Raw genomic sequence first — 23,126 nt, 5'->3', positions numbered from 1 at the left:
GGCCAGCAGGGCGTCGACGCCGGGATCGCGCCCCGGGCCCTCCTCGGGAAGCCGGGGAGGTCCCGGCGGTGTTGCCGCTGATGATGTCCGAGTCCGCGCCTCTGCCGCTGTCCGTCCTCGAGCTGGCCACCGTCGGCACGGGACAGTCCACCGCCGACGCCCTGGCCGCCACCACCCGCGTGGCCCAGGCCGCCGACCGGCTCGGCTTCACCCGCATCTGGGTGGCCGAGCACCACAACATGCCGGCGGTGGCCAGCACCAGCCCGCCGGTGCTCATCGCGCACCTGGCCGCGGTGACCGACCGGATCCGCGTCGGCTCGGGCGGCGTCATGCTGCCCAACCACGCACCGCTCGTCGTCGCCGAGCAGTTCGCCCTGCTCGAGGCGCTGCACCCGGGCCGGATCGACCTCGGCATCGGCCGCGCGCCGGGCACCGACGCGCACACCGCGATCGCGCTGCGCCGCGACCCGGCGGCACTGAGCGCCGACGACTTCCCGCAGCACCTGCTCGACCTGCTGGGGCTGCTCGGCGACCGGCGGGTCGAGGGCGGGCTGGCCGAGCGCTTCGCCGCGACGCCCGCCCCGACCTCCGCGCCGGAGGTGGTGCTGCTGGGCTCCAGCGGCTTCTCCGCCCAGCTGGCCGGGGCACTCGGGCTGCCGTTCGCCTTCGCGCACCACTTCGGCGGGCCCAACGTGCAGGCCGCCGTCGAGCTGTACCGCGCGTCCTTCCGCCCCTCCCCGGCGCTGGAGCGGCCCTGGACCGTGGTGACGGCGAACGTGCTCGCCGCCGACACCGAGACCGAGGCCCGCCGGCTCGCGCTGCCCGGCCAGCTCATGCGCCTGGCCATCCGCACCCACCGGCTGCGCCCGGTGCCCAGCCTGGAGGAGGCGCAGGTCGACCCCGAGCGGGCGGCCGCCGAGGGGATGCCGAGCAACGCCGTCGTCGGGGACCCGGTGCAGGTCGCCGACCAGCTGCGCGAGCTGGCCGCGGACACCGGCGCCGACGAGCTGATGCTGTCGGCGTCCACGCACGGCGTCGGTGAGCGGGTGCGCAGCCTGGAGCTCGTCGCCGCCGCGTGGGGCCTGGCGCCGGCGGCCGTCGCGGCCTGACCGGGGTCCCCGATGATCAGCTGAGCTCACCGTGCTGCGTCCTGGCTCACCGTCGACGCTGAGCCAGGACGCAGCACGATCAGGTCACCTGATCGTGCCGCGGCCCGTCAGCGCCCCAGGCGGCGGTAGCGGTGCAGGCGGCTGCGGTGCCGCTCGGCGTCGTCCCGGCCGAGCAGCCCGGCCAGCTCCGCGCCGAGCACCCGCCCGAGCCTGCGGCAGAACTCGACCGGCTCGTCGGCGGCGTCGGGCCGCTCGGGCACCACGCGGTCGACGATCCCGGCCCGCCACAGGTCGGTCGCCCGCACGCCCTGCGCGGCCGCCATCTCCGCCGCACGGTCGACGGTGCGGTGCACGATCGCCGAGGCGCCCTCCGGCGGCAGCGGGCCCAGCCAGCCGTTGGCCGCGGCGAGCACCCGGTCGGCGGGGACGAGCGCCAGCGCGCCACCGCCGGTGCCCTGGCCGAGCAGCACCGCCAGCGTCGGCGCCTTCAGCGTCACGAGGTCCTCCAGGCAGCGGGCGATCTCCGCGGCCAGCCCGCCCTCCTCGGCCTCGACCGACAGCGCCGCCCCCGGGGTGTCGATCAGCGTGACCAGCGGCAGGTGCAGCTCGGCGGCCAGCCGCATGCCCCGCCGCGCCTCGCGCAGCGCGGCCGGGCCCAGCGGCGCCGACATCACCTGACCCCGACGGTCCTGCCCGAGGACGACGCACGGCGCGCCGCCGAAGCGGGCCAGTGCCAGCAGCAGGCCGGGGTCCTTCTCGCCGGCGCCGGTACCCGACAGCCCGACGACGTCGGTGGCCGCCGTCCGCAGCAGCCGCCGCACGCCCGGCCGGTCCCGCCGCCGCGAGGAGGTGACGACGTCCCACGCGGTGCGGCCGTCCTCGGGGTCGTCGGTCTCGGTGCCGTCCTCGGGCAGGACGCGCTCGGCGTCGCGGACGTCGGTGTGCCACGTCCGCCGGGCCGAGAGCACGCTCAGCGCCCGGTCGGCGAGGTCGGCGACGTCCCGGTGCGGCACGACGGCGTCGATGAGCCCGAGCTCGGCGAGGTGGTCGGAGGTCTGCACGCCGGAGGGGAAGGGCTCGCCGTAGAGCGCCTCGTACACCCGCGGGCCGAGGAAGCCGACCGCGGCGCCGGGCTCGGCGATCGTCACGTGCCCGGTCGACCCCCACGAGGCGAGCACGCCGCCGAAGGTCGGGTCGCGCAGGTAGACCAGGTAGGGCAGGCCCGCAGCCTTGTGCCGGGCGATCGCCGCGGTGATGCCGATCATCTGCAGGAAGGCGACCGTGCCCTCCTGCATGCGGGTCCCGCCCGACACCGGCGCGGCCAGCAGCGGCAGGCCCTCGTCGGTGGCCCGTTCGACGGCCGACACCAGCCGCTCCGCCGTCGCCACCCCGATGGAGCCCGCGAGGAAGCCGAACTCCCCGGCGACGACGGCCACCCGGCGGCCGCGCAGCGTGCCCTCGCCGGTGACGACGGCCTCGTCCTGCCGGCTGCGCTCCGCGGCGGCGCGCAGGTCGGCGGCGTAGGACGGGTCGACGTCGCGGGGGCCGACCGGCGCGTCCCAGCTCGTCCAGGAGCCGGGGTCGAGGACGAGGTCGCGCAGCGTCCGGGCGTCGAGCCGGGGCGTCACTCCTCGAGCCAGGCGCGGATCTCGGCGTCCGAGCCGCCCAGCACCGGGGGCGCCGCGTGCTCGCGGCGCGTGGTCTCGGTCTCGCCGTCGGGACCGGCGGCGAAGAAGCGCAGCGGCGGGCCGGGCAGCTGCAGCCGGCCCAGCGTGGCGTGCTCGACGTCGACCAGGAGCCCCTGCGACAGCGTCTGGTCCCAGCCGTAGACCTCGTCGATCGTGCGGACCTTGCCCGCCGGGACGCCGGCGGCGGCCAGCCGGGCGAGCAGCGTCTCGGGCTCGACGTCGGCGAAGGTGCGCTCGAGCAGCTCGATCACCTGCTGCCGGTTGCCCACGCGCTCGCCGTTGGTGGCCAGGCCCGGCGCGTCGGGGTCGAGGCCGAACTCGGCGCACAGCCGCCGCCACAGCCCCTCCGACCCGCAGGACAGCTGCACGCTGCCGCCCCTGCAGTGGAACAGGCCGTACGGCGCGATCGAGGGGTGGTGGTTGCCCTGCGCGCGGCCCACCTGCCCGCCCACCGTCCACGCCGTCCCCTGGAAGGCGTGCACGCCCACGACGGCGGCCAGCAGCGAGGTGCGCACGACCTGGCCGCGACCGGTCCGCTCGCGCTCCATCAGCGCGGCGAGCACGCCGTAGGCGCCGTACATGCCGGCCAGCAGGTCGCCGATCGGGACGCCGACCCGCTGCGGGTCGTCCGGGCCCGGGCCGGTCAGCGACATGAGCCCGGCCTCGCCCTGGGCGATCTGGTCGTAGCCGGCCCGCCCGCCCTCGGGGCCGTCGTGGCCGAAGCCGCTGATCGACAGCGTGACCAGCCGCGGGTTGAGCCCGGCCAGCACGGCGGTGCCGAAGCCGAGGCGCTCCAGGGTCCCGGGGCGGAAGTTCTCCAGCAGCACGTCGGCGCGCCGGACCAGCTCCCGGAGCAGGTCCTTGTCGGCTGCCTCCTTGAGGTCCAGCCGGACCGACTCCTTGTTGCGGTTGGCCGACAGGAAGTACGTGGACTCCCGGTCGCCGGAGTCCGGCTGGACGAACGGCGGGCCCCAGCCGCGGGTGTCGTCCCCGCCGCCGGGGTTCTCCACCTTGATCACCCGGGCGCCGAGGTCGCCGAGCATCATCGCGGCGTGCGGCCCGGCCAGGGCGCGGGTCAGGTCGACGACGAGGATCCCGTCGAGCGGTCCGGTCATGGGGTCCCTCTCCCTGGTGCGGTCTAGAGCCAGCCCGGGACGACGAAGACCAGCCAGGCCAGGAGCGGTCCGACGGCCACGACGATCCCCGCGTAGGCGAGCATCTGCTTGTAGAAGCGGTCCCTGTCCACGCCCTGCGCGTTGGCCAGCACCAGCGCGCCGTTGGTGGAGAACGGGCTGACGTCCACGATGGTCGACGCCACGGACAGGGCCACCACCACCCCGACGGCGCCGACGTCCCCGGCCAGCAGGAACGGCACCGCCAGCGCGATGGCGACGCCGATGATCGCGGTCGACGACGCGAAGGCCGACACCACCCCGCCGATGTAGCACAGCAGCAGCGCGATGAGCAGCGGGATGCCCAGGCCGATGACCGCCTCGCCGACGTAGTCGATCGTGCCGGCCTCCTGCAGGACGAACACGAAGGTGAGCACCCCGGCGATCAGCAGCACGGTCGACCAGCTGATCTGGCTGACCGCGCCCTTGTGCCGGGCGGCGGCGAACAGCGCCAGCACGGTGGCCACGGTGATCGACACGAAGCCGATGTCGAGGTCGAAGACCAGCGCGAGGACCGCGACGGTCACCAGCCCGACGAGCGTGGCCACCTGGTCCAGCGTCACCCGCGGCGGCGTCGTCCCGTCGCCGCCGTGGTCGCCGTCGTCCCCGCGGAGCTCGTCGGGACCCACGGCCGGGCCGGGGGGAGCGCCGTGGCCGCTCACCACGGGCTCCTCCGCGTGCTCGACGTGCGCGGGGACCGCTGCCGACACCCGGCGCCCGATCAGCTTCCGCCCGCCGAGCACGAGGAAGAGGACGGCGCCGATGGCGAGGTTGAACAGCAGGCTGCCGAAGAACACCGTGACCGGGCTGGAGGGGAGGCCCTCCTGCTCGACGATCTCGTTCACGGTGAGGCCGTACACGCTGATCGGCGAGAACCCGCCGCCCTGCGCGCCGTGGACGACCATCATCCCCATGAGCAGCGGGTTGATGTCGTAGCGCGCGGCGAAGCCCAGTGCGATCGGCGCGACGATCGCGACGGCCGCGGGGGAGAGGGCGCCGATCGCGGTCAGCAGCGCGGTGACGGCGAACATCACCCACGGGATCGCCGCCACGTAGCCGCCGACCAGCCGGACCGCGCCGCGCACCAGCAGGTCGACGGTGCCGTTGTTCTGGGCGATCGCGAACAGGTAGGTGACGCCGATCAGCGTCACGACCAGCTCGGAGGGGAACCCGGTGAGGATGTCGTCGGTGCTCAGCCCGACCGACAGGGTGCCGACGAGGAAGGCGGCCACGAAGGCCAGCGCGCCCATGTTGATCGGCAGGAACGTGGCGATGGCGAAGATGGCGACCAGCGCCAGGATCGTGACGATCTCCGGGGACACGGGGCAGCTCCTCTCGTCGGCGTCGGCGGCCCCGCCCACCGTGTCACCTACCGGCGGGTAGTTCCTGCCAGCCGCCGGCGGGGGTGACGACGGCGGTCACCGGGCGGTCGTGCTCGAGGGCCGGGAGCCGGTCGACGAACTCGTCGTCGTGGACCAGCGCCACGACGACGGCGCCCGGTCGGGCGTGCAGCAGCGCGCGGTCGTAGTAGCCGCCGCCGCGGCCCAGCCGGACGCCCCGGTGGTCGACGGCCAGCGCCGGCACGACGACGACCTCGGCCGTCCCGAGCGCCGTCGGGCCCAGCCGCGGACCGACCGGCTCCGGGAGCCCGAAGCGGCCCGGCGCCAGCCGGCCGGTGTCGACCGCCCAGCGCAGCTCGGCGCCGGACTCGGGCACGACCGGTAGCAGCACCCGCGCACCGAGCTGGGTGAAGGCGGCCGGCAGCCGTCCGTGCCCGGGCTCGGTCTCGTCGGGGGCGAAGGCGGCCAGCACCCGGACCCGGGCCAGGCGCTGCAGCAGCGCCGCGGTCACCGCCGCGGCGACCGCGGCCCGCTCGGCGGGGGACCGCGTGCGGCGGCGGGCGGTGAGCGCCTCGCGCAGCGCGGCCTTGGCGGGCTCGGCGCCCTGCGCGGAGGTCACCCCCGGAGGCTAGTGCCGCAGACCGTCCCGGGCTGGTGTCCCGCGGGCCCTGGATAGGCTCCCGCGCATGTCGACCCCGACGCCGCGTGCGGCGCGCAAGGCCGTCATCCCCGTCGCGGGGATGGGGACGAGGTTCCTCCCCGCCACCAAGGCGGTGCCCAAGGAGCTGCTGCCGGTCGTGGACCGCCCGGCGCTGCAGTACATCGTCGAGGAGGCCGCCCGGGCCGGCCTTCCCGAGGTGCTCATGGTCACCGGCCGCAACAAGGCCGCGATCGAGGACTTCTTCGACCGCACCCCCGAGCTCGAGACGGCCCTGGAGAAGAAGGGCGACGCCGGCCGGCTGGCCGCCGTCCAGGAGTCCACCGACGTCGCGCAGGTGCACTTCGTGCGGCAGGGCGAGGCCCGCGGCCTGGGCCACGCGGTGCTGCAGGCGGCCGCCTTCGTCGGCGACGAGCCCTTCGCCGTGCTGCTCGGCGACGACCTGATCGACGCCCGCGACCACCTGCTCGAGCAGATGCTCGCCGTCCAGGCCGAGCACGGCGGGTCGGTCATCGCGCTGCTCGACGTCGGCCGGGAGAACATCGACAAGTACGGCGCGGTCGCCATCCGGGAGGACTCCCCCCAGGGCGTCGTGACGGTCACCGGCCTGGTGGAGAAGCCGCCGGTCGACGAGGCGCCGAGCAGCCTGGCGATCATCGGCCGCTACGTGCTCGACCCCGAGGTCTTCGCCGTGCTGCGCGAGACCGCCCCCGGCCGCGGCGGGGAGATCCAGCTGACCGACGCGCTGGCCACGCTGGTCGAGCGCGGCTCCCCGCTGCACGGCGTGGTGTTCGACGGCCGCCGCTACGACACCGGCGACAAGCTCGACTACCTCAAGGCGGTCGTCCGGCTGGCCTCCGAGCGCGAGGACCTCGGCCCCGCGCTGCGCGCCTGGCTGACCGAGTTCGTGGCCCAGCTGCCCGCCGAGGGCGCGTCGCAGGCCTGACCGGCTCCCCGCAGGGGGGACGATCGCAGCGATGAGCGAGAACGGCACGCACGGCGCGCGGGACACCACGGCTCTCGACCTCCGCAGCGGGGCCACCGTGGACCCCCCGACGTCCCCGCGGCTGCCGGTGCACGCCACCGCCGCCATCGACCGCGGCGCGGTCCCCCCGCCCCCGCACGCCGCGGAGCCCGAGACGCCGGTGCTGCGCACGGTCGAGACGCACCTCGACGAGATCCTCGCCGCGGTGCCCCAGCCGGAGCCGATCGAGCTCGCCGTCCTCGACGCCCAGGGCCTGCTGTGCGCCGAGGAGGTGGTCAGCGCCCGCGCGCTGCCGGCCTTCGACCAGGCCGCGCTCGACGGCTACGCCGCCCGGGCCGAGGACGTCGCCGCGGCCACGCCCGACGTGCCGGTGGAGCTGGCCGTGGTGGGGGAGAGCGTCGCCGGGGCGGCCGGCCCGACCGCGCTGGCGCCCGGCCTCGCGCAGAAGGTGGGCGCGGGGGCGATGCTGCCGGCCGGCGCCGACGTCGTCGTCCCGGCCGTGTGGACCGACCGCGGCGAGGTCCGGGTGCAGGTCCACGGCGCGCCCGAGGCCGGCGGCTACGTGCGCCGGGCCGGTGACGACGTCTCGCCCGGCACCGTCGCCGTCCGCCTGGGCACCCCCATCGGCCCGGCGCAGATCAGCCTGCTGGCCGCCGTCGGCCGCGACCGCGTGCACGTCCGGCCCCGGCCGCGGGTCGCCGTCCTCTCCGCCGGCACCGAGCTGGTCGACATCACCGCGCAGCCCACGCCCGGGCAGGTGGTCGACGTCAACACCTACGCGCTGGCCGCCGCCGCCCGCGACGCCGGGGCGGCCGCCTACCGGTGGGGGATCCTGCCCACCGAGCGCCGCCGGCTGGGCGAGGTGCTGGAGAGCCAGCTGCTGCGCAGCGACCTGGTGCTCATCGCCGGCACGTTCGCCGCCGACGGCGACATGGTGCAGGAGGTGCTCGCCGAGCTCGGGCCGATGCGCCTCCGTCAGGTGACGATGCACCCCGGCCCGGTCCAGGGCTTCGGCCGGCTGGGCCGCGACGAGGTCCCGGTCATCTGCGTGCCCGGCGAGCCGGTGGCCGCGCTGGTGTCCTTCGAGGTGTTCGTCCGCCCGGCGATCCGCTCGATGCTGGGCAAGCGCCAGCTGTTCCGCCGCACCGTGCAGGCGATCAGCGCCGAGCGGCTGGTCTCGCCGCTGGGCTACCGGCAGTACCTGCACGGCCAGGTGATGCGCCATCCCGACGGCGGCTACGTCGTCGAGCCGCTCGGCGACGGCGACGAGGCGATGCTGGCGCGGATGGCGCGGGCGAACTGCCTGATCGTCGTCGACGAGGACGTCACCGAGGTCGCCGAGGGCGGGCTCGTGACGGTCATGCCCCTGCTGCTGGGCGGCTGACCTGGACCCGGTGCAGCACCCGGGCTGGCCGGCCCGGCTGGCGTACGGACCCGTCGAGCTCGCCCCGCTGCGGCGGGGCGACGCCGCCGAGTGGAGCCGGCTGCGGCTGGCCAACGAGTCCTGGCTGCGGCCGTGGGAGCCCTCGGCGGGGGTGGCCTGGTCGGTGCGGCACACCCCGGCGGCCTACCGCGTCATGCGGCGCTCGGTGAGCCGACGGGCGCGGGCGGGGACGTCGATGCCCTTCGCCGTGCGGGTCGAGGGCCGGCTGGCCGGGCAGGTGACCGTGGACAACATCGTCCGCGGCGCCCTGCGGTCGGGGTCGCTGGGTTACTGGGTCGACCGCTCGGTGGCCGGGCGGGGGATGGCGTCGCTGGCGGTGGCCCTGGTGTGCGACCACGCCTTCGGCCCCGGCGGGCTGCACCGGCTGCAGGCCGACATCCGCCCGGAGAACGGCCCCAGCCAGCGCCTCGTCGAGCGGCTCGGGTTCTCCCGCGAGGGGCTGCTGCGCCGCTACCTCGACATCGACGGCGACTGGCGCGACCACCTCTCCTACGCGCTGCTCGCCGAGGACTCGCCGCGGGGCGTGCTCGCCGTGTGGACCTCCCGCGCCCCCCGCGTCTAGCACGCCGGCGCGGGGTGCCCGTCCGGCGCCATGTCGACACGCCGCCGTCCCGGCCACTCCAGTCACACGACACTCGCGCGACACGCCGCTGACCTCCCTCGTTCGGGTCCCCCACCTGCATAACCTCCCGCGGCAAGTGACTCGTGTGACGGGTGGTGTTCTCGATGGGGTCAGGCGTCCTGCTGGCCGCGCTGGTCGTGCTGTGGTTCGTCGTGCTGGTGCCGATGGTGGTGACGCGCGGCGACTCCTCGGCGACCCGTGCGGAGGTCACTCCGGGCCGGACGCTGCAGCGCCGGCGGGGAGGTGACCCGGTCCGCTCGGCCGAGACGGAGCGGGTGTCGGTGGACCGGGAGTTCCTCCGCCGGACCGGTGAGCTGCGGATCGACGTGCACGCCGTCCGGCGGCGCACGCTGGCCGGGCTGGGGGCGCTGACGCTGCTGGCGCTGGTCGGTGCGCTGACCCTCACGCCGTGGCTGTGGGTGGTCCAGGGGCTGCTCGACGCCGCGCTGGTCGGCTACCTGGTGGTGCTGCGCGCCGTGGTCCGCCGGGAGCGCGCCGCCGCCCGCCGCGCCGCCCGTGCCGCCCGCCCGGCGCCGCGTCCCGCGCCCCGCGTGGCCGAGCCGCTGGTCGCCCGGTCGATCATCTCCGGGCCGGTCGTCGCCGAGGAGCCGGTGCACCCGACCGTCGGCCTGCCGCACCCGAGCCTGCCGCTGGCGCCGGTCCACCCGCTGCGCCCGGCCCGCGTCGTCGCCGCCCGCCCCGTGCCGGTCGGCTGGCAGGACAGCGCCGTCGTCGGCCTGGACGACGACGACATCGGGTTCGCCGACATCGACCTGTACCAGCCGCGGGTGGTCAACGGCTGAACGCGCCCCGGGTGCCACCCCGCCGGTGGCTCCCGGGTCGCGGGCGGTAGTCTCGTCCCCGCAGTCAGGGGCTGTGGCGCAGTCCGGTAGCGCACCTCGTTCGCATCGAGGGGGTCAGGGGTTCGAATCCCCTCAGCTCCACCCAGACCGCACGACCGACGCCGTCGGGGCACACCGCCCCGGCGGCGTCCGTCGTCCCCGGGCCGGGTCCGACGGCGACCGGACTCCGTCGTCCCGCCCGACCGGACCGCGAGGGCCGCCGGCACGACTCGTCGGGACGCCCGACCCGCTGCTCGTGCGGTCCGGCCCCGGCGCACGTCCCGATCCGCCACCGGGGAGCCGGCGACCTCAGAACCACGACGGGAACCACATCCGCAGCAGCCACTCCGCGTGCGACAGCGGCCGGCCGGCCAGCACGGGGTAGAAGAAGGCGAAGGTGCCCGCCACGACGGCGACGTAGGCGCTGACCGCGGCCAGCCCGCCGGTCCGCCGCCACGCCGGGGCGTGCGCGCGGCCGAGGACGTCCTGCAGCACGAGGGTCACGCCGAGCACGAAGAACGGCAGCACCGGCGCCATGTAGAAGACGAACATCGTGCGCTCGGGGTTGAGGAACCACGTCCCCCAGCCCGCGGTCACGAGGACGGCGACGAGGACGGCGGCGGGGTCGCGGCGGGCGACGATCCGCCACAGGGTCCAGACCAGCGCGGGCACGAACGTCAGCCAGAGGGTCGGCGTCCCCACCATGAGGATGTAGCGGATGACCTGGTCGCCCGCGGAGTCGGTGAGGCCCTGCGGGTTCCACAGCAGGATGGGCCGGCCGTTCACCAGCCACGTCCACGGCCCGGACTCCCACGGGTGCGGCGTCGACAGGCCGTTGTGGAACGTCCACCACTCGGCGTGCATGTGCCACCACGACCGCAGCGCGTCGGGGACCCACGGGAAGGCGGTCTCCGGGTTGCGCTGCGCCCACCAGCGGCCCTGCGCGGTCTCCCCGAGGAACCACCCGGCGAAGCCGGCGACGTAGGTGAGGACGGGGACCGCGGCCAGCGCCCACGTGGCGCCGGGCAGGCCGCGCCGCAGCGTGGTCACCGTGGGCTTCGGGACGCCGGCCGCCCGCCAGGCCGAGCGCTCCCAGAACAGCGACAGGACCGCGCAGGCGGCGAGGAAGTAGACGCCGCTCCACTTCACCGAGCAGGCGCAGCCGAAGAGGAGGCCGGCGGCGATCCGCCAGCCGCGGGGGCCGAGGCGGAACCCGCCGGCCGGCACCGGCAGGGAGCCGGCGATCCGGGCGCGCACCCGGTCGCGGTCGACGACGAGGCAGGCGACCGCGCCGAGCACGAACACCTGCAGGAAGACGTCGAGCAGGCCGATGCGGGAGACGGTGAAGGCGAACCCGTCGAGGGCCAGCAGCAGCCCGGCGACCAGGCCGAGGAACGTGGAGCCGGTCAGCCGCCGGGCCAGCCGGGCGAGCAGGACGACGGCCAGCGCGCCCGCCACCGCCGACGGGAGGCGCCAGCCGAGGCTGGTGTAGCCGAACACCTGCTCACCGGCGGCGATCAGCCACTTGCCCAGCGGCGGGTGGACGATGAACGTGTAGCCGCGGTTGTACTCGTGGCCCCAGACGAGCAGGTCGTGCGCCTCGGGCGGGTAGTAGGCCTCGTCGAACAGCAGCGTGTCGGGATAGGTGATGCCGACCAGGCGGCCGGCCAGCGTCACGACGCCGAGCGCCGCGGCCAGCACCCACGACAGCAGCCGGTCGGCCGGCAGGGGGGGCGCGCGGTCCACCCGCGGCCGCGGCGCGGGCCAGCGGCGCGGCGGTCGGGGCGGGAGGTCCTCCGGCGGCGGCCCGGCGTCCGTGCGCTCGGGAGCCAGGACCGCCATGCGCCTCAGGGTAGGTGGGCCGGCCGTGCCCTCCGGCGTGACAGGCTCGTCGCCGTGACGGGACGGCTCGTGCTCGGTGGCGCACCCCTCGGGCAGCCCGGCGACGTCGGCCCGCGGCTGCGGCAGGCGATGGCGTCGGCCGACGTCCTGGCCGTCGAGGACACCCGCCGCCTGCACCGCCTGGCCTCCGACCTCGAGGTCACGCTGACCGGCCGGGTGGTCACCTTCCACGAGTCGGTGGAGCGTGCGCGGCTGCCCGGGCTGATGGCCGCCCTCGCCGACGGGGCGACCGTCCTGCTGCTCACCGACGCCGGCATGCCGTCGGTCTCCGACCCCGGGTACACGCTGGTGCGGGCGGCGATCGACGCCGGCGTCGACGTGACCTCGGTGCCCGGGCCGTCGGCGGTGGTCACCGCGCTGGCGGTCTCGGGGCTGCCGGTGGACCGGTTCTGCTTCGAGGGCTTCCTGCCGCGCAAGGGCGGGGAGCGGCGGTCCCGCCTGACCGCGCTGGCCGACGAGCGCCGCACGATGGTCTTCTTCGAGTCGCCGCACCGGCTGGCCGACGCGCTCGCCGACGCCGCGGCCGCGTTCGGGTCCGCGCGGGAGGCCGCCGTCTGCCGGGAGCTGACCAAGACGCACGAGGAGGTCCGGCGGGGACCGCTGTCCTCGCTCGCGGAGTGGGCCGCCGACGGCGTGCGCGGGGAGATCACCCTCGTCGTCGCGGGCGCCACGCCGGAGCCGGTGGAGCTCTCCCCTGCGGAGCTGGCCGCGCTGGTGGCGGGGGAGGAGGCGGCGGGCGCCACCCGCAAGGACGCGATCCGCGCCGTCGTCACCCGCACCGGCCTGTCCCGCCGCACCGTCTACGACGCCGTCGTCGCCGCCAAGCCCTGAGGCATAGGAAGCAATCCGCACGTATCGAGCCGCCAGACGTGCGGATTGGTTCCCATGCCTCGCCAGTCGAGCGGCCAGGTCAGCCGACGCGCAGCTGTGCGGCGCGCGTCCGGTAGACCTCGAGGACCCGCCTGCGCACCGCGTCAGGGTCGCGCCGGACGTCGGCGTAGGTGAAGCGGAGGACGACCCAGCCGTGCGCCGCCAGTGCGGTGTCGCGGGCGAGGTCCCTGCGCCGGTCCTCAGGAGACGTGTGATGGCGTGCGCCGTCCAGCTCCACCGCCAGTTTGACCTCGGGCCAGGCTCGATCGAGCCGGATCCCGCCGCTCGGCAACCGCAGTCGGTACTGGCCGATGCTCGGCGGCAGCGATCGGTGGCGGAAGACCCCGAGCACCCCCAGCGCCTCGAGCTCGCTCTCGCAGCCGTCGTGCACGAGATCGATCGCCTGCGCCAGCGTGCGGTGACCTCCGACGTTCGGACGCTCGGCGAGTGCGTCGCTCAACCTGGACGCGGTCACGAGCCGGCGTCGTGCCGCGTCCAGCAGGAGCGGGCGGCGGTCGCTGCTCGGCAGCAGCGGCCACGAGTCGACCAGTGAGCGCGCGACGTCAGTGACGAGCAGCCCATGCCGGACGACGCACTGCGGCGGCTGGGTGCGGAAGCGGAGACGACGGTGGACCACGAGCTCCGGGCTGCCCGCGCGGCGGACGGACTGGTCGACGGTCAGGTGCACGGGACGGCGGAGGTCGAGAACGCCCCAGACGGCGAGCGCGGAGGTGTGGCTGAGGGCGGCGCCGGGGCCGGCGTGCCTCAGGGCGGCGCGGAGGAGCAGGTGGTCGTCCACCTGCTGGTCCTTCAGGCAGTACACGTGCGGGAACAGGCGGGCGAGCGACCGGCGGCCCACGAACCCGTCGAGCACCGTTGCCGGCACGTGCGCCAGCAGTTCCTGGCGGCTGGCGATGCCGCCGCGCTGGCTGATGATCTCGGTGATGTGCTCACGCCACTGCATCCGCCGACCGTGACGGCGCGACTGTCACCGCGGACCGGCGGCAGCGCACCTGTGGATGCACCGAACTCGTCCACACCACCGCTGGCACCGATGCGGCATAGGAGGCTATGCGCACGTCCAGGCGGCCAATACGTGCGGATAGCTTCCTATGCCTCACCCCCGGGATGCGCTAGAGCCAGCCGTTGCGCTTGAAGCCGCGGTAGAGCAGGCCGCAGGTGACGGCGATGACGAGCCACACCAGCGGATAGCCCCAGCGCCACTGCAGCTCGGGCATGAACTCGAAGTTCATCCCGTAGATGCCGGCGATCGCTGTGGGGACGGCGATGATGCCCGCCCACGCCGAGATCTTGCGCATGTCCTCGTTGTCGGCCATCGACGTGCGCGCCAGCGAGGCCTGCAGGATCGACGACAGCAGCTCGTCGAGGCTGCCCACCTGGTCGCGCACCCGGATCGCGTGGTCGAGGACGTCGCGGAAGTACGAGCGCATCGGCTCGGGCACGCCCTCGATCTGCCGCTCGGCCAGCTTCGCCAGCGGCACCTCCAGCGGCGCCACGGCCCGGCGCAGCGACATCAGCTCCCGCTTGAGCTGGTACAGCCGGCCGATGTCGTCGGTGCGCTGGGGGCTGAACACCGACGCCTCGAGCTCGTCGACGTCGTCCTGCACCTGCTCGGCGACGTCGACGAAGGAGTCGACGACGAGGTCGGAGACCGCGTAGAGCACCGCGGCGGGGCCGAGGCAGAGCAGGTCGCGCTGCTCCTCGAGCCGCTGGCGCAGCTCGGTCAGGTCGTTGTGGTCGCCGTGCCGGACGGTGATCACGTGGTGCGGGCCGACGAAGACCATCACCTCGCCGGTGTCGACCACCTCGCTGGTGGCGGTGAGCTGCTCGTGCTCCACGTAGCGCGCCGTCTTGAGCACCATGAACAGGTCCTCGTCGTAGCGCTCGAGCTTGGGCCGCTGGTGGGCGTAGACGGCGTCCTCGACGGCGAGCGGGTGCAGGCCGTAGTGCTCGGCGATCGCGCCCAGCTCGGCCTCGGTCGGCTCGAAGAGCCCGAGCCACACGAACCCGCCCCGCTCGACGGCGGCCGCCAGGGCCTCGCCCGGGTCGACCGGCGGCTCGCGCCGGCCCTGCACGTAGACGGCGCAGTCGACGATCGCGTCGACGTCCGGCGGCCGCGAGGAGGCCGGCCGCGGCGCCCCGGCCGGCCGGGGGTGCGTGGTGGGCACGAACGGCCCGGGGTGGGGACCCGGAGGTGCGTCCGTCCGCTGGTCGGTCACGGTGCGCCTCCTCCCGTCCCGCCGCGGTGGCGGGAGTGGGTGGAGCGTAGGCGTGCGGGACCGCGGCCCCCGTGCCACGCTGCCGGGAGTACCCCGCCGAGGAGGACGCTGTGACCGCAGGCACGCGCCGGGTGAAGTCGGTCGAGGACTCCATCCGTGACACGGAGGAACCCGAGCACCGGCTCAAGAAGAACCTCTCCGGCCTGGACCTCGCGGTCTTCGGCGTCGGGGTGATCATCGGCACCGGCATCTTCGTGCTCACCGGCGAGGTGGCGAAGACGACGGCCGGGCCGGCGGTGGCCGTCTCGTTCGTGATCGCCGGCGTCGTCTGCGGGCTGGCCGCGGTCTGCTACGCCGAGTTCGCCTCGACCGTGCCGGTGGCCGGCTCGGCATACACGTTCTCCTACGCCACCCTGGGCGAGATGGTCGCCTGGATCATCGGCTGGGACCTCGTCCTGGAGCTCGCCCTCGGCGCCGCCACGGTGTCGGTGGGCTGGTCGGGCTACCTCAACCAGCTGCTCGGCGACCTCGGCATCCCGCTGCCGACGTCGATCGCGGGGGAGACCGCGACGGTCAACATCCCGGCGATCGCCGTCGCGCTGCTGATGACCGCCGTCCTGGTCCTCGGCATCAAGTTGTCCTCGCGGGTGACCAGCGTGATCGTGGCGATCAAGGTCGCCATCGTCCTGCTGATCATCGTGCTCGGCCTCTTCTACCTGACCGCGGACAACTACACGCCGTTCGTGCCGCCCGCCGAGCCCGCGGCCGAGGGGGAGGGCGGCTGGCACGCCCCGCTCATCCAGATCCTCGGGTTCAGCCAGGGCAGCTTCGGCTGGGGCGGCGTGATCGCCGGCGCCTCGATCGTGTTCTTCGCCTTCATCGGCTTCGACATCGTGGCGACGGCGGCCGAGGAGACGAAGGACCCGCGCAAGGACCTCCCGCGCGGCATCATCGGCTCGCTGGTGATCTGCACGCTGCTCTACGTCGCCGTCTCGCTGGTCGTCGTCGGCATGCAGCCCTACTCGGAGCTGTCCACCGAGGCGCCGCTGGCCGAGGCGTTCAGCAGCGTCGGGCTGTCCTTCGTCTCCAGCCTCATCTCCGTGGGCGCCCTGGCCGGGCTGACGTCGGTCGTCATGATCCTGATGCTCGGGCAGTCGCGGGTGCTGTTCGCGATGAGCCGCGACCACCTGCTCCCGCCCGGCCTGGCCGCGGTCCACCCGAAGTACGGCACCCCGTACAAGATCACGATCGGCACGGGCATCGGCGTCGCGCTGCTGGCCGGTTTCCTGCCGCTCGGGACGCTGGCCGAGCTGGTGAACATCGGCACCCTGTTCGCCTTCGTGCTCGTCTCGATCGGCGTCGTCGTGCTGCGGCGCACCCGGCCGGACCTGCACCGCTCCTTCCGGGTGCCGCTGGTGCCGTTCCTGCCGATCGTCTCGGCGCTGGCCTGCCTCTACCTGATGCTCAACCTCCCGGCCGACACCTGGGTGCGGTTCGCGGTCTGGATGGCGATCGGCGTCGCCATCTACTTCCTCTACGGCCGCAAGCGCAGCCGCCTGGCCGGCGCCGAGGGTGAGGCCGCCGCCGAGCGCCTCGCCGCCGACCGGGAGGCCCGCGGCAGCGCCCGCTGACCCCCGGAGGGGTGAGGCCCCCTCCGTCCCGGCTCCAGCGCCCCCGCGCGGACGACGACCTGACCGGTGACCGACGTCCCCGGCCAGGAGCAGACCCGTGGCGACCAGCGTCCTCGACGCCCCCTCCTCCGTCCCCGCCGCGCCCGCGCGGCGGCCGGTCCCCGTGCTCGCGCTCGCCGCGGTGTGCGGACTGGAGTCCGTCGCGCTGCTCGCCGGCGGCCTGACCGGTCTCGACGGGCTGTCCACCGCCGCACCGCAGCCCTCGGCGCCGCTGCTGGTGGCGGTGCTCGGCGGGCTGGCCGGCTGGGTCGTGCTCTGCGCGGGCAGCGCGCTGGCGGCCCTCGAGGGCGGACGGCGGCTGGCCGGCGGCCTGGCCTGCGCCGAGGTCGCCGCCGTCGCGGCGCTGTTCGTCGTCGGCCTGCTCACCCCGGTGGTCGGGAGCCTGCCCGCCACGCTGCCCGTGCCGGCCCTCGCGCTGCTCGCCCTCGCGGTGCCGGTGGGCAAGCTGCTGCTGACCTCGGCGCCGGCCACCCTCGCCTGGGCGCAGGCCGCCCCGCCGCGGGTGCGCACCGCCGCCCCGGGCCGGCACCCGCGCCTGCAGGTGGCCACCGTGGCGCTCATCGGGGTGGCCCTCGGCGCCCTCGTGGTCACCACGCCGGTGGCCGGTGAGCTGCCGCCGGTGAGCAGCGTCGCCGGTCGCTGACCCGGCGGGTGGGCGGTGCTCACTACTCTCGTCCCGTGAGTGATCGGCACATCCTGACCGCGGTGGCCTGGCCCTACGCCAACGGCCCCCGGCACATCGGCCACGTCTCCGGCTTCGGCGTCCCCTCCGACGTCTTCAGCCGCTACCACCGCATGGCCGGGGACCGCGTCCTCATGGTCAGCGGCACCGACGAGCACGGGACGCCGATCACCGTGGCCGCCGACGCCGAGGGGGTGAGCCCACGGGAGATCGCCGACCGGAACAACCGGCTGATCGTCGGCGACCTGCAGGCGCTGGGCCTGAGCTACGACCTGTTCACCCGCACCACCACGGTCAACCACGCGCAGGTGAGCCAGGAGATCTTCCTCGGCCTGCTCAAGAACGGGTACGTCTTCCCGCAGACGACGCTCGGCGCGATCAGCCCGTCGACCGGCCGCACGCTGCCCGACCGCTACATCGAGGGCACCTGCCCGATCTGCGGCTACGACGGGGCCCGCGGCGACCAGTGCGACAACTGCGGCAACCAGCTCGACCCCACCGACCTGGTCAACCCGGTCAGCCGGATCAACGGCGAGACGCCGCGCTTCGTGGAGAGCGAGCACTACTTCCTCGACCTGCCGGCGTTCACCCGCGCGCTGGGCGACTGGCTGGCCACCCGGGACAACTGGCGGCCCAACGTCCTCAACTTCAGCCGGAACCTGCTCACCGACCTCAAGCCGCGCAGCTACACCCGCGACATCGACTGGGGCGTGCCGGTGCCGCTCGACGGCTGGCGCGACCGGCCCGACAAGCGCATCTACGTGTGGTTCGACGCCGTCGTCGGCTACCTGTCGGCCTCGATCGAGTGGGCCCGCCGCTCCGGGGACCCCGAGGCCTGGCGGCAGTGGTGGCAGACGCCGGACTCCGACGCCTACTACTTCATGGGCAAGGACAACATCGTGTTCCACGCCGAGATCTGGCCGGCCCAGCTGCTCGGCTACGACGGCGAGGGCGACCGCGGGGGCTCCCCGGGCTCGCTCGGCCGGCTGAACCTGCCCACCGAGGTGGTCTCCAGCGAGTTCCTCACGATGGAGGGGCGCAAGTTCTCCTCCTCGCGGCAGGTGGTCATCTACGTCCGCGACTTCCTCGCCCGCTACGACGCCGACGCGCTGCGCTACTTCGTCGCCGTCGCCGGCCCCGAGTCGCAGGACACCGACTTCACCTGGGCGGAGTTCCTCCGGCGCAACAACGACGAGCTGGTGGCCGGCTGGGGCAACCTGGTCAACCGCACGGTGTCGATGGCGGCCAAGAACGTCGGCGCCGTCCCGACGCCGGGGGAGCGGACCGACGCCGACCGCGCGCTGCTGGCGGCGACGTCGTCGGCCTTCGGCCCGATCGGCGACCTGCTCGCCCGCAACCGGCAGAAGGCCGCGGCCACCGAGGCGATGCGGGTGGTCGGCGAGGCGAACAAGTACCTGTCCGACCAGGCGCCGTGGAAGCTCAAGGAGGACCCGGCCCGCCGGGACACCGTGCTGCACACCGCCCTGCAGGCGATCAGCGACTGCAACGCGCTGCTCACGCCGTTCCTCCCGCACTCCGCGCAGAAGGTGCACGAGCTGCTCGGCGGCACCGGCGTGTGGTCGCCGACGCCGGAGATCCGCGAGGTCACCGACCTCGACGACGGCTCGCCCTACCCGGTCATCACCGGCGACTACGACGCCGTGCAGGCGGTGTGGGCGTCCCGGCAGCTGCAGGCGGGCACGCCGCTGTCCCCGCCCACCCCGGTGTTCCGGAAGCTCGACGACTCCGTGGTCGAGGAGGAGCTCCGCCGGCTCGAGGGCGAGGAGTGAGCCGGTCCTCGGCGTCGCGCGCGAACCGGCGGGGGGAGCCGCCGCCGTCCCCGGAGCCGCTGCCGGCGCCGGCGGTCGACAGCCACACCCACCTCGACATCGTGCTGAACGGCTTCCGCACCGACGAGCCCGCGGACGACCCGGCGGACACGGCCGCGGTGGACGCCGAGATCGCGGCCGCGGCCGCCGTGGGGATCCCGCGGCTGGTGCAGGTCGGCGTCGACGTGCCCTCCTCGCGCTGGTCGGCGGAGCTGGCGGCCCGGCACCCGGGCGTGCTGGCCGCCGTCGCCGTGCACCCCAACGAGGCGGGCGAGGGCACGGCCGACGACGAGGCGCTGGCCGAGATCGACCGCCTGGCGGCGCTGCCGCGGGTGCGCGCGGTGGGGGAGACCGGGCTGGACCGCTACCGCACCGGCCCGGAGGGCTGGGCGGCGCAGGAGGCGTCCTTCCGGGCGCACGTGCGGATCGCGAAGGAGCGCGGCGTCGCGCTCGTCATCCACGACCGCGACGCGCACGAGGAGGTCCTGCGCGTCCTCGACGACGAGGGGGCGCCGGAGCACACCGTGTTCCACTGCTTCTCCGGCGACGCCGCCTTCGCCACGGCCTGCGTCGAGCGCGGGCACGTGCTGTCCTTCGCCGGCACGCTGACCTTCGGCAACGCCGGGTCCCTGCGGGAGGCGGCGGCGCGCACGCCGCTGGACCAGCTGCTGGTCGAGACCGACTCGCCCTTCCTCACCCCGGTCCCGTACCGCGGCCGGCCCAACGCCTCGCGCCTGGTGCCCCACACCGTCCGGGCGCTGGCCGAGGTCACCGGTGTGGAGCTCGAGCAGTTGTGCGACGCGTTGACCCGGAACGCCGAGCGCGTCTTCGGCCCCTGGGACCCCGACCCCACCGGCTAGTCGCCCCGGCGTTGCACACTGGACACGTGGGCCGCCTCATCGCCGTCGTGCTCTTCATCGCCGTCCTGGTGCCCGGCGTGCTGCTCGCCCGCGCGTGGGCCCTGGCGGCCGGCCGCCGCGCCGTCGCGTCGGCCGGCGTGGAGTTCGCCACCCCGACGCCCGAGGGCGTGGCCACGCTGCACCGCCAGGCGGTGCACGGCCGCCGCGTCCGGTGGCTCGGGTTGCTGCTCGGCCTCGTCGGGATCGCCGCCAGCGTCGTGATGTTCGGCGAGGCGTCGGTCTTCCTCTGGCTCCCCGCCCTGGTGGTCGGCCTGCTCACCGGGATCGTCCTCGCCGAGGCCAGCCGGCCGCGGCCGCGCTGGCGGCTGTCGGACCCGGCCCGGCGGCCCCGCCGCAGCGAGCAGGTCTCGCTGTGGCTGCTCTGGACCACCCGCGGCGTCGTCGTCGCCGAGCTCGCCGTCGCGGTCGTGATGTGGCGGCGGGGGGACCTCACCGACACCGTCGGCTGGGTCGCCGTCCTCGTCCCGCTGGTGACGTGGCTGCTGGCCGAGGCCGCCCTGCTGCGCGCGCTCGTCCGCCCGCTGCCGGCCGCGGGCGCCGACGTGCCGGTCGACGAGGCGCTGCGCACCTGGACCGCACACCTGGTCACGGCGGCGACCAGCGTCCTCGCCCTGCTGCCCCTGGGCACCCTGCTGCTGGCGGCCGGCATCGACCTCGGTGACCGCGTGACCGACGGCGTCGACCTGCTGCCGGTGGCCCTCGTGGCAGGCGGCTTCGCGAGCCTGGCCGCGGGGCTCGCCGTGGCGGTCTTCCTCGTCACCTGGCTGCGCCCCGTGCGGGTGAGCGAGCGGGCGCTCGCCGGCTGAGCGGGCGCCGCTCCCCCGTCGAAGCGCCCGTCACACCGTGACGTCGCTCACCAGCTGACCTCACGCTGCGCAGCCGTCCCACCCGTCACACACGGCGCGTTCCTCACTGACCGTGTCGGCGCGGCTCCGTGTCGACGTGTCGCCCTGCTGCTTCACTCCGTCCGCACAGTTGCCACACGCACCGGGCTCGTTATCGTGTCGTGACTGACAGCCGGAGTGGGGACCGACCCGGGCGGCGTCCGACGGTCCCGCCTCCTCCCGAGGCTGTCGTTCGCGCGCACGACCCCCTGCCCGGTCCTCCGACCCCGTGGAAGTGTCGTGCCCCGAACGCTGAAGCTCGCCCTCTGCGCCCTCGTCCTGCTCGGACTGGTGGGCGGGTCCGTGGCCTGGTTCGCCGCGCAGAAGTCGCTCACCCTCACCGTGGACGGCCATGCCTCCGAGGTCAGCACCTACGCCGACACCGTCGGGGAGGTGCTGGAGGAGGAGGGGCTGCAGACGCAGTCGCACGACGTCGTCCTCCCGGCGCCCGAGGCCGAGGTCGGCGACGGCGACACGGTCGTGGTCAACCGCGCCCGCCCTCTGCAGCTCACCGTCGACGGCGTCTCGCGCGAGGTCTACGTGACCGCGCTGTCGGTCGACGAGGCCCTCGACCAGCTCGGCTACCGCGCCGAGGACATGGTGCTGTCGGCCAGCCGCAGCGAGCGGCTGCCGCTCGACGGCATGGTGCTGTCGATCACCACCCCGAAGGACGTCACGCTCGTCGCCGACGGCGCCACCCGGGTGGTCACCACCACGGCCGCCACCGCGAGCGACCTGCTGGCCGAGCAGGGCGTCAGCCTCGGCCCGGACGACCGGATGAGCCTGCTGGCGACCCAGCCGCTGCTCAACGCCATGCGGCTGCAGGTCTACCGCGTGCAGGTCGTCGAGGAGGTCGTCACCACCGCCGTCGACTTCCAGACCGTCGAGACCGACGACCCGGCCGCCCTCGAGGGGACCGAGACCGTCACCCGGGAGGGTGTGGAGGGCGAGCAGGCCACCACCTTCCGGGTCACCTACGTCGACGGCGTGCAGAGCACCCGCGAGCAGCTGGACACCGCCGTGACCCGCCCCGCGGTCGACGAGCTCGTCAGCGTCGGCACCAAGGAGCGCCCGGCCCCGGCCGCCAGCAGCGGCAACTCCCCCTCCGCCGACGGGCTGAACTGGGCGGCGCTCGCGCAGTGCGAGTCCGGCGGCCGCGCCACCGCGGTGAGCGGCACCGGCAAGTACCACGGCCTGTACCAGTTCTCGGAGGCCACCTGGCGGGCGGTCGGCGGGACCGGCCTGCCCTCGCAGGCCTCGGCCGACGAGCAGACCCACCGCGCGCAGCTGCTCTACCAGCGGGCCGGTGCCGGCCAGTGGCCGCACTGCGGCCCGCGCCTGTTCAGCTGAGCCCCGGTACCGAGCCGCTGAACACCCCCGAGCAGACCGGCGGGCTGCTGGGCCCGGCCGCGATCCGCGAGCTGGCCCAGCAGCTCGGTCTGCGTCCGACCAAGACGCTCGGGCAGAACTTCCTGCACGATGCCAACACCATCCGGCGGATCGTGCGCACCGCGCAGCTGCGGCCCGACGACGTCGTCCTCGAGGTCGGCCCGGGGCTGGGCTCGCTGACCCTCGGCCTGCTGCCCGCCGCCGCGGCCGTCACCGCCGTCGAGATCGACCCGCGGCTGGCCGCGCTGCTCCCGGACACCGTGGCCGCCCGCCGGCCGGACCTGGCCGCCCGGCTGACCGTCGTCGAGGCCGACGCGCTGCGGGTGACCGACCTCCCCGGGCCGGCTCCCACGGCGCTCGTGGCCAACCTGCCGTACAACGTGGCCGTGCCCGTCCTCCTGCACCTGCTCGAGCTGCTGCCCTCCCTCCGGCGTGCCCTGGTGCTCGTCCAGGCCGAGGTGGCCGAGCGGCTGGCCGCACCACCGGGCAGCCCCGCCTACGGCGTGCCGTCGGTCAAGGCCGCCTGGTACGGCACCGCCAGCCGGGCCGGCAGCGTCGGCCGCCGGGTGTTCTGGCCCGAGCCCAACGTCGACTCCGGGCTGGTCGCCCTCGACCGGCACGACCCGCCGCCCGGTGACCGGGCCGCCACCTTCGCCGTCGTCGACGCCGCGTTCGCGATGCGCCGCAAGGGCCTGCGCGCGGCCCTCGCCCGCTGGGCGGGGAGCCCCGCCGCGGCCGAGGAGCGGCTGCGCGCGGCCGGCATCGACCCCACCACCCGCGGCGAGCAGCTGTCGGTGTCCGACTTCGCGCGGCTGGCGGCGACCGCCCCGTGAGCTGGTCGTCCCCGGGCGGTCCCGGG

At 75.1% G+C, this 23,126-nt stretch carries 20 protein-coding genes and 1 tRNA gene; 14 read left to right on the top strand and 7 right to left on the bottom strand.

Annotated elements, in window-relative coordinates; all coding sequences use genetic code 11:
- The first annotated feature begins 68 nt into the window (after nucleotides 1-68).
- A complete protein-coding gene (locus tag HLV61_RS19345) occupies nucleotides 69-1,109 on the top strand; it encodes an LLM class flavin-dependent oxidoreductase (RefSeq protein WP_369258348.1) in 1,041 nt (346 codons plus the stop codon).
- Between the two features lie 107 nt (nucleotides 1,110-1,216).
- Here HLV61_RS19345 and HLV61_RS19340 read toward each other — a convergent pair whose 3' ends face one another.
- Genes HLV61_RS19340 through HLV61_RS19325 form a run of 4 tightly spaced genes read right to left on the bottom strand, consistent with a single transcriptional unit; the run spans nucleotide 1,217 to nucleotide 5,928 of the window.
- Nucleotides 1,217-2,737, bottom strand: coding sequence for a carboxyl transferase domain-containing protein (locus HLV61_RS19340; protein WP_369258346.1), 1,521 nt, complete (start codon nucleotides 2,735-2,737; stop codon nucleotides 1,217-1,219).
- Nucleotides 2,734-3,912, bottom strand: coding sequence for a CaiB/BaiF CoA transferase family protein (locus HLV61_RS19335; RefSeq protein ID WP_369258344.1), 1,179 nt, complete (start codon nucleotides 3,910-3,912; stop codon nucleotides 2,734-2,736). The genes HLV61_RS19340 and HLV61_RS19335 overlap by 4 nt, the downstream gene beginning before the upstream one ends.
- 23 nt (nucleotides 3,913-3,935) lie before the next feature.
- A complete protein-coding gene (locus tag HLV61_RS19330) occupies nucleotides 3,936-5,291 on the bottom strand; it encodes an SLC13 family permease (RefSeq protein WP_369258342.1) in 1,356 nt (451 codons plus the stop codon).
- A 43-nt stretch (nucleotides 5,292-5,334) separates the two neighbouring features.
- Nucleotides 5,335-5,928 carry a 5-formyltetrahydrofolate cyclo-ligase gene (locus HLV61_RS19325; protein ID WP_369258340.1) on the bottom strand — a complete coding sequence of 198 codons (594 nt, stop codon included), beginning with the start codon at nucleotides 5,926-5,928 and terminating at the stop codon, nucleotides 5,335-5,337.
- A 67-nt stretch (nucleotides 5,929-5,995) separates the two neighbouring features.
- Here HLV61_RS19325 and HLV61_RS19320 point away from each other — a divergent pair, with 67 nt between their 5' ends.
- The 5 genes from HLV61_RS19320 (at nucleotide 5,996) to HLV61_RS19300 (ending at nucleotide 9,962) form a co-directional block, all read left to right on the top strand.
- Nucleotides 5,996-6,913, top strand: coding sequence for a UTP--glucose-1-phosphate uridylyltransferase (locus HLV61_RS19320; protein WP_369258338.1), 918 nt, complete (start codon nucleotides 5,996-5,998; stop codon nucleotides 6,911-6,913).
- Between the two features lie 31 nt (nucleotides 6,914-6,944).
- Nucleotides 6,945-8,336, top strand: a complete 1,392-nt coding sequence (gene glp, locus HLV61_RS19315) for a molybdotransferase-like divisome protein Glp (RefSeq protein WP_369258336.1) — start codon at nucleotides 6,945-6,947, stop codon at nucleotides 8,334-8,336.
- Between the two features lie 10 nt (nucleotides 8,337-8,346).
- The gene (locus tag HLV61_RS19310; protein ID WP_369258334.1) at nucleotides 8,347-8,958 is read left to right on the top strand and encodes a GNAT family N-acetyltransferase; all 612 of its coding nucleotides are present in this window, start codon (nucleotides 8,347-8,349) and stop codon (nucleotides 8,956-8,958) included.
- A gap of 164 nt (nucleotides 8,959-9,122) precedes the next feature.
- On the top strand, nucleotides 9,123-9,821 hold the full coding sequence (gene sepX / locus HLV61_RS19305; protein WP_369258332.1) for a divisome protein SepX/GlpR: 699 nt from the start codon (nucleotides 9,123-9,125) through the stop codon (nucleotides 9,819-9,821).
- A gap of 67 nt (nucleotides 9,822-9,888) precedes the next feature.
- A tRNA-Ala gene (locus HLV61_RS19300) sits at nucleotides 9,889-9,962 on the top strand.
- Between the two features lie 207 nt (nucleotides 9,963-10,169).
- On the opposite strand, the gene HLV61_RS19295 is transcribed toward HLV61_RS19300, so the two are convergent.
- Nucleotides 10,170-11,702 (bottom strand): dolichyl-phosphate-mannose--protein mannosyltransferase, encoded by a 1,533-nt coding sequence (locus HLV61_RS19295; RefSeq protein ID WP_369258330.1) that lies wholly within the window; start codon nucleotides 11,700-11,702, stop codon nucleotides 10,170-10,172.
- Between the two features lie 54 nt (nucleotides 11,703-11,756).
- On the opposite strand from HLV61_RS19295, the gene rsmI reads away from it, so the two are divergent.
- Complete coding sequence (gene rsmI, locus HLV61_RS19290; RefSeq protein ID WP_369258328.1) at nucleotides 11,757-12,593, top strand: 16S rRNA (cytidine(1402)-2'-O)-methyltransferase; 837 nt, start codon at nucleotides 11,757-11,759, stop codon at nucleotides 12,591-12,593.
- Nucleotides 12,594-12,672: 79 nt separating this feature from the next.
- Here the strand turns inward: rsmI and HLV61_RS19285 are convergent, their stop codons facing one another.
- Both HLV61_RS19285 and corA read right to left on the bottom strand, forming a co-directional pair.
- Nucleotides 12,673-13,596, bottom strand: a complete 924-nt coding sequence (locus tag HLV61_RS19285; protein WP_369258326.1) for a DUF559 domain-containing protein — start codon at nucleotides 13,594-13,596, stop codon at nucleotides 12,673-12,675.
- A gap of 169 nt (nucleotides 13,597-13,765) precedes the next feature.
- The gene (gene corA / locus HLV61_RS19280; protein ID WP_369258324.1) at nucleotides 13,766-14,872 is read right to left on the bottom strand and encodes a magnesium/cobalt transporter CorA; all 1,107 of its coding nucleotides are present in this window, start codon (nucleotides 14,870-14,872) and stop codon (nucleotides 13,766-13,768) included.
- A 110-nt stretch (nucleotides 14,873-14,982) separates the two neighbouring features.
- Here corA and HLV61_RS19275 point away from each other — a divergent pair, with 110 nt between their 5' ends.
- The 7 genes from HLV61_RS19275 (at nucleotide 14,983) to rsmA (ending at nucleotide 23,100) form a co-directional block, all read left to right on the top strand.
- Nucleotides 14,983-16,503 (top strand): amino acid permease, encoded by a 1,521-nt coding sequence (locus HLV61_RS19275; RefSeq protein ID WP_369258322.1) that lies wholly within the window; start codon nucleotides 14,983-14,985, stop codon nucleotides 16,501-16,503.
- A 97-nt stretch (nucleotides 16,504-16,600) separates the two neighbouring features.
- On the top strand, nucleotides 16,601-17,206 hold the full coding sequence (locus HLV61_RS19270) for a hypothetical protein (protein ID WP_369258320.1): 606 nt from the start codon (nucleotides 16,601-16,603) through the stop codon (nucleotides 17,204-17,206).
- A 35-nt stretch (nucleotides 17,207-17,241) separates the two neighbouring features.
- A complete protein-coding gene (gene metG, locus HLV61_RS19265; protein WP_369258318.1) occupies nucleotides 17,242-19,035 on the top strand; it encodes a methionine--tRNA ligase in 1,794 nt (597 codons plus the stop codon).
- Complete coding sequence (locus HLV61_RS19260; RefSeq protein WP_369258316.1) at nucleotides 19,032-19,934, top strand: TatD family hydrolase; 903 nt, start codon at nucleotides 19,032-19,034, stop codon at nucleotides 19,932-19,934. Before metG ends, HLV61_RS19260 begins: the two co-directional genes overlap by 4 nt.
- A 26-nt stretch (nucleotides 19,935-19,960) precedes the next feature.
- A complete protein-coding gene (locus HLV61_RS19255; RefSeq protein WP_369258314.1) occupies nucleotides 19,961-20,800 on the top strand; it encodes a hypothetical protein in 840 nt (279 codons plus the stop codon).
- A 318-nt stretch (nucleotides 20,801-21,118) separates the two neighbouring features.
- Nucleotides 21,119-22,228 (top strand): ubiquitin-like domain-containing protein, encoded by a 1,110-nt coding sequence (locus tag HLV61_RS19250; RefSeq protein WP_369258312.1) that lies wholly within the window; start codon nucleotides 21,119-21,121, stop codon nucleotides 22,226-22,228.
- Nucleotides 22,195-23,100 carry a 16S rRNA (adenine(1518)-N(6)/adenine(1519)-N(6))-dimethyltransferase RsmA gene (gene rsmA, locus HLV61_RS19245; protein ID WP_369258310.1) on the top strand — a complete coding sequence of 302 codons (906 nt, stop codon included), beginning with the start codon at nucleotides 22,195-22,197 and terminating at the stop codon, nucleotides 23,098-23,100. The genes HLV61_RS19250 and rsmA overlap by 34 nt, the downstream gene beginning before the upstream one ends.
- Nucleotides 23,101-23,126 lie beyond the last annotated feature (26 nt).

It is taken from the genome of Geodermatophilus amargosae, from assembly GCF_041028265.1.
Lineage (GTDB): Bacteria > Actinomycetota > Actinomycetes > Mycobacteriales > Geodermatophilaceae > Geodermatophilus > Geodermatophilus amargosae_A.
Note: the sequence above shows the minus strand (reverse complement) of the source record. Positions and strands in the feature narration are given on the sequence as shown.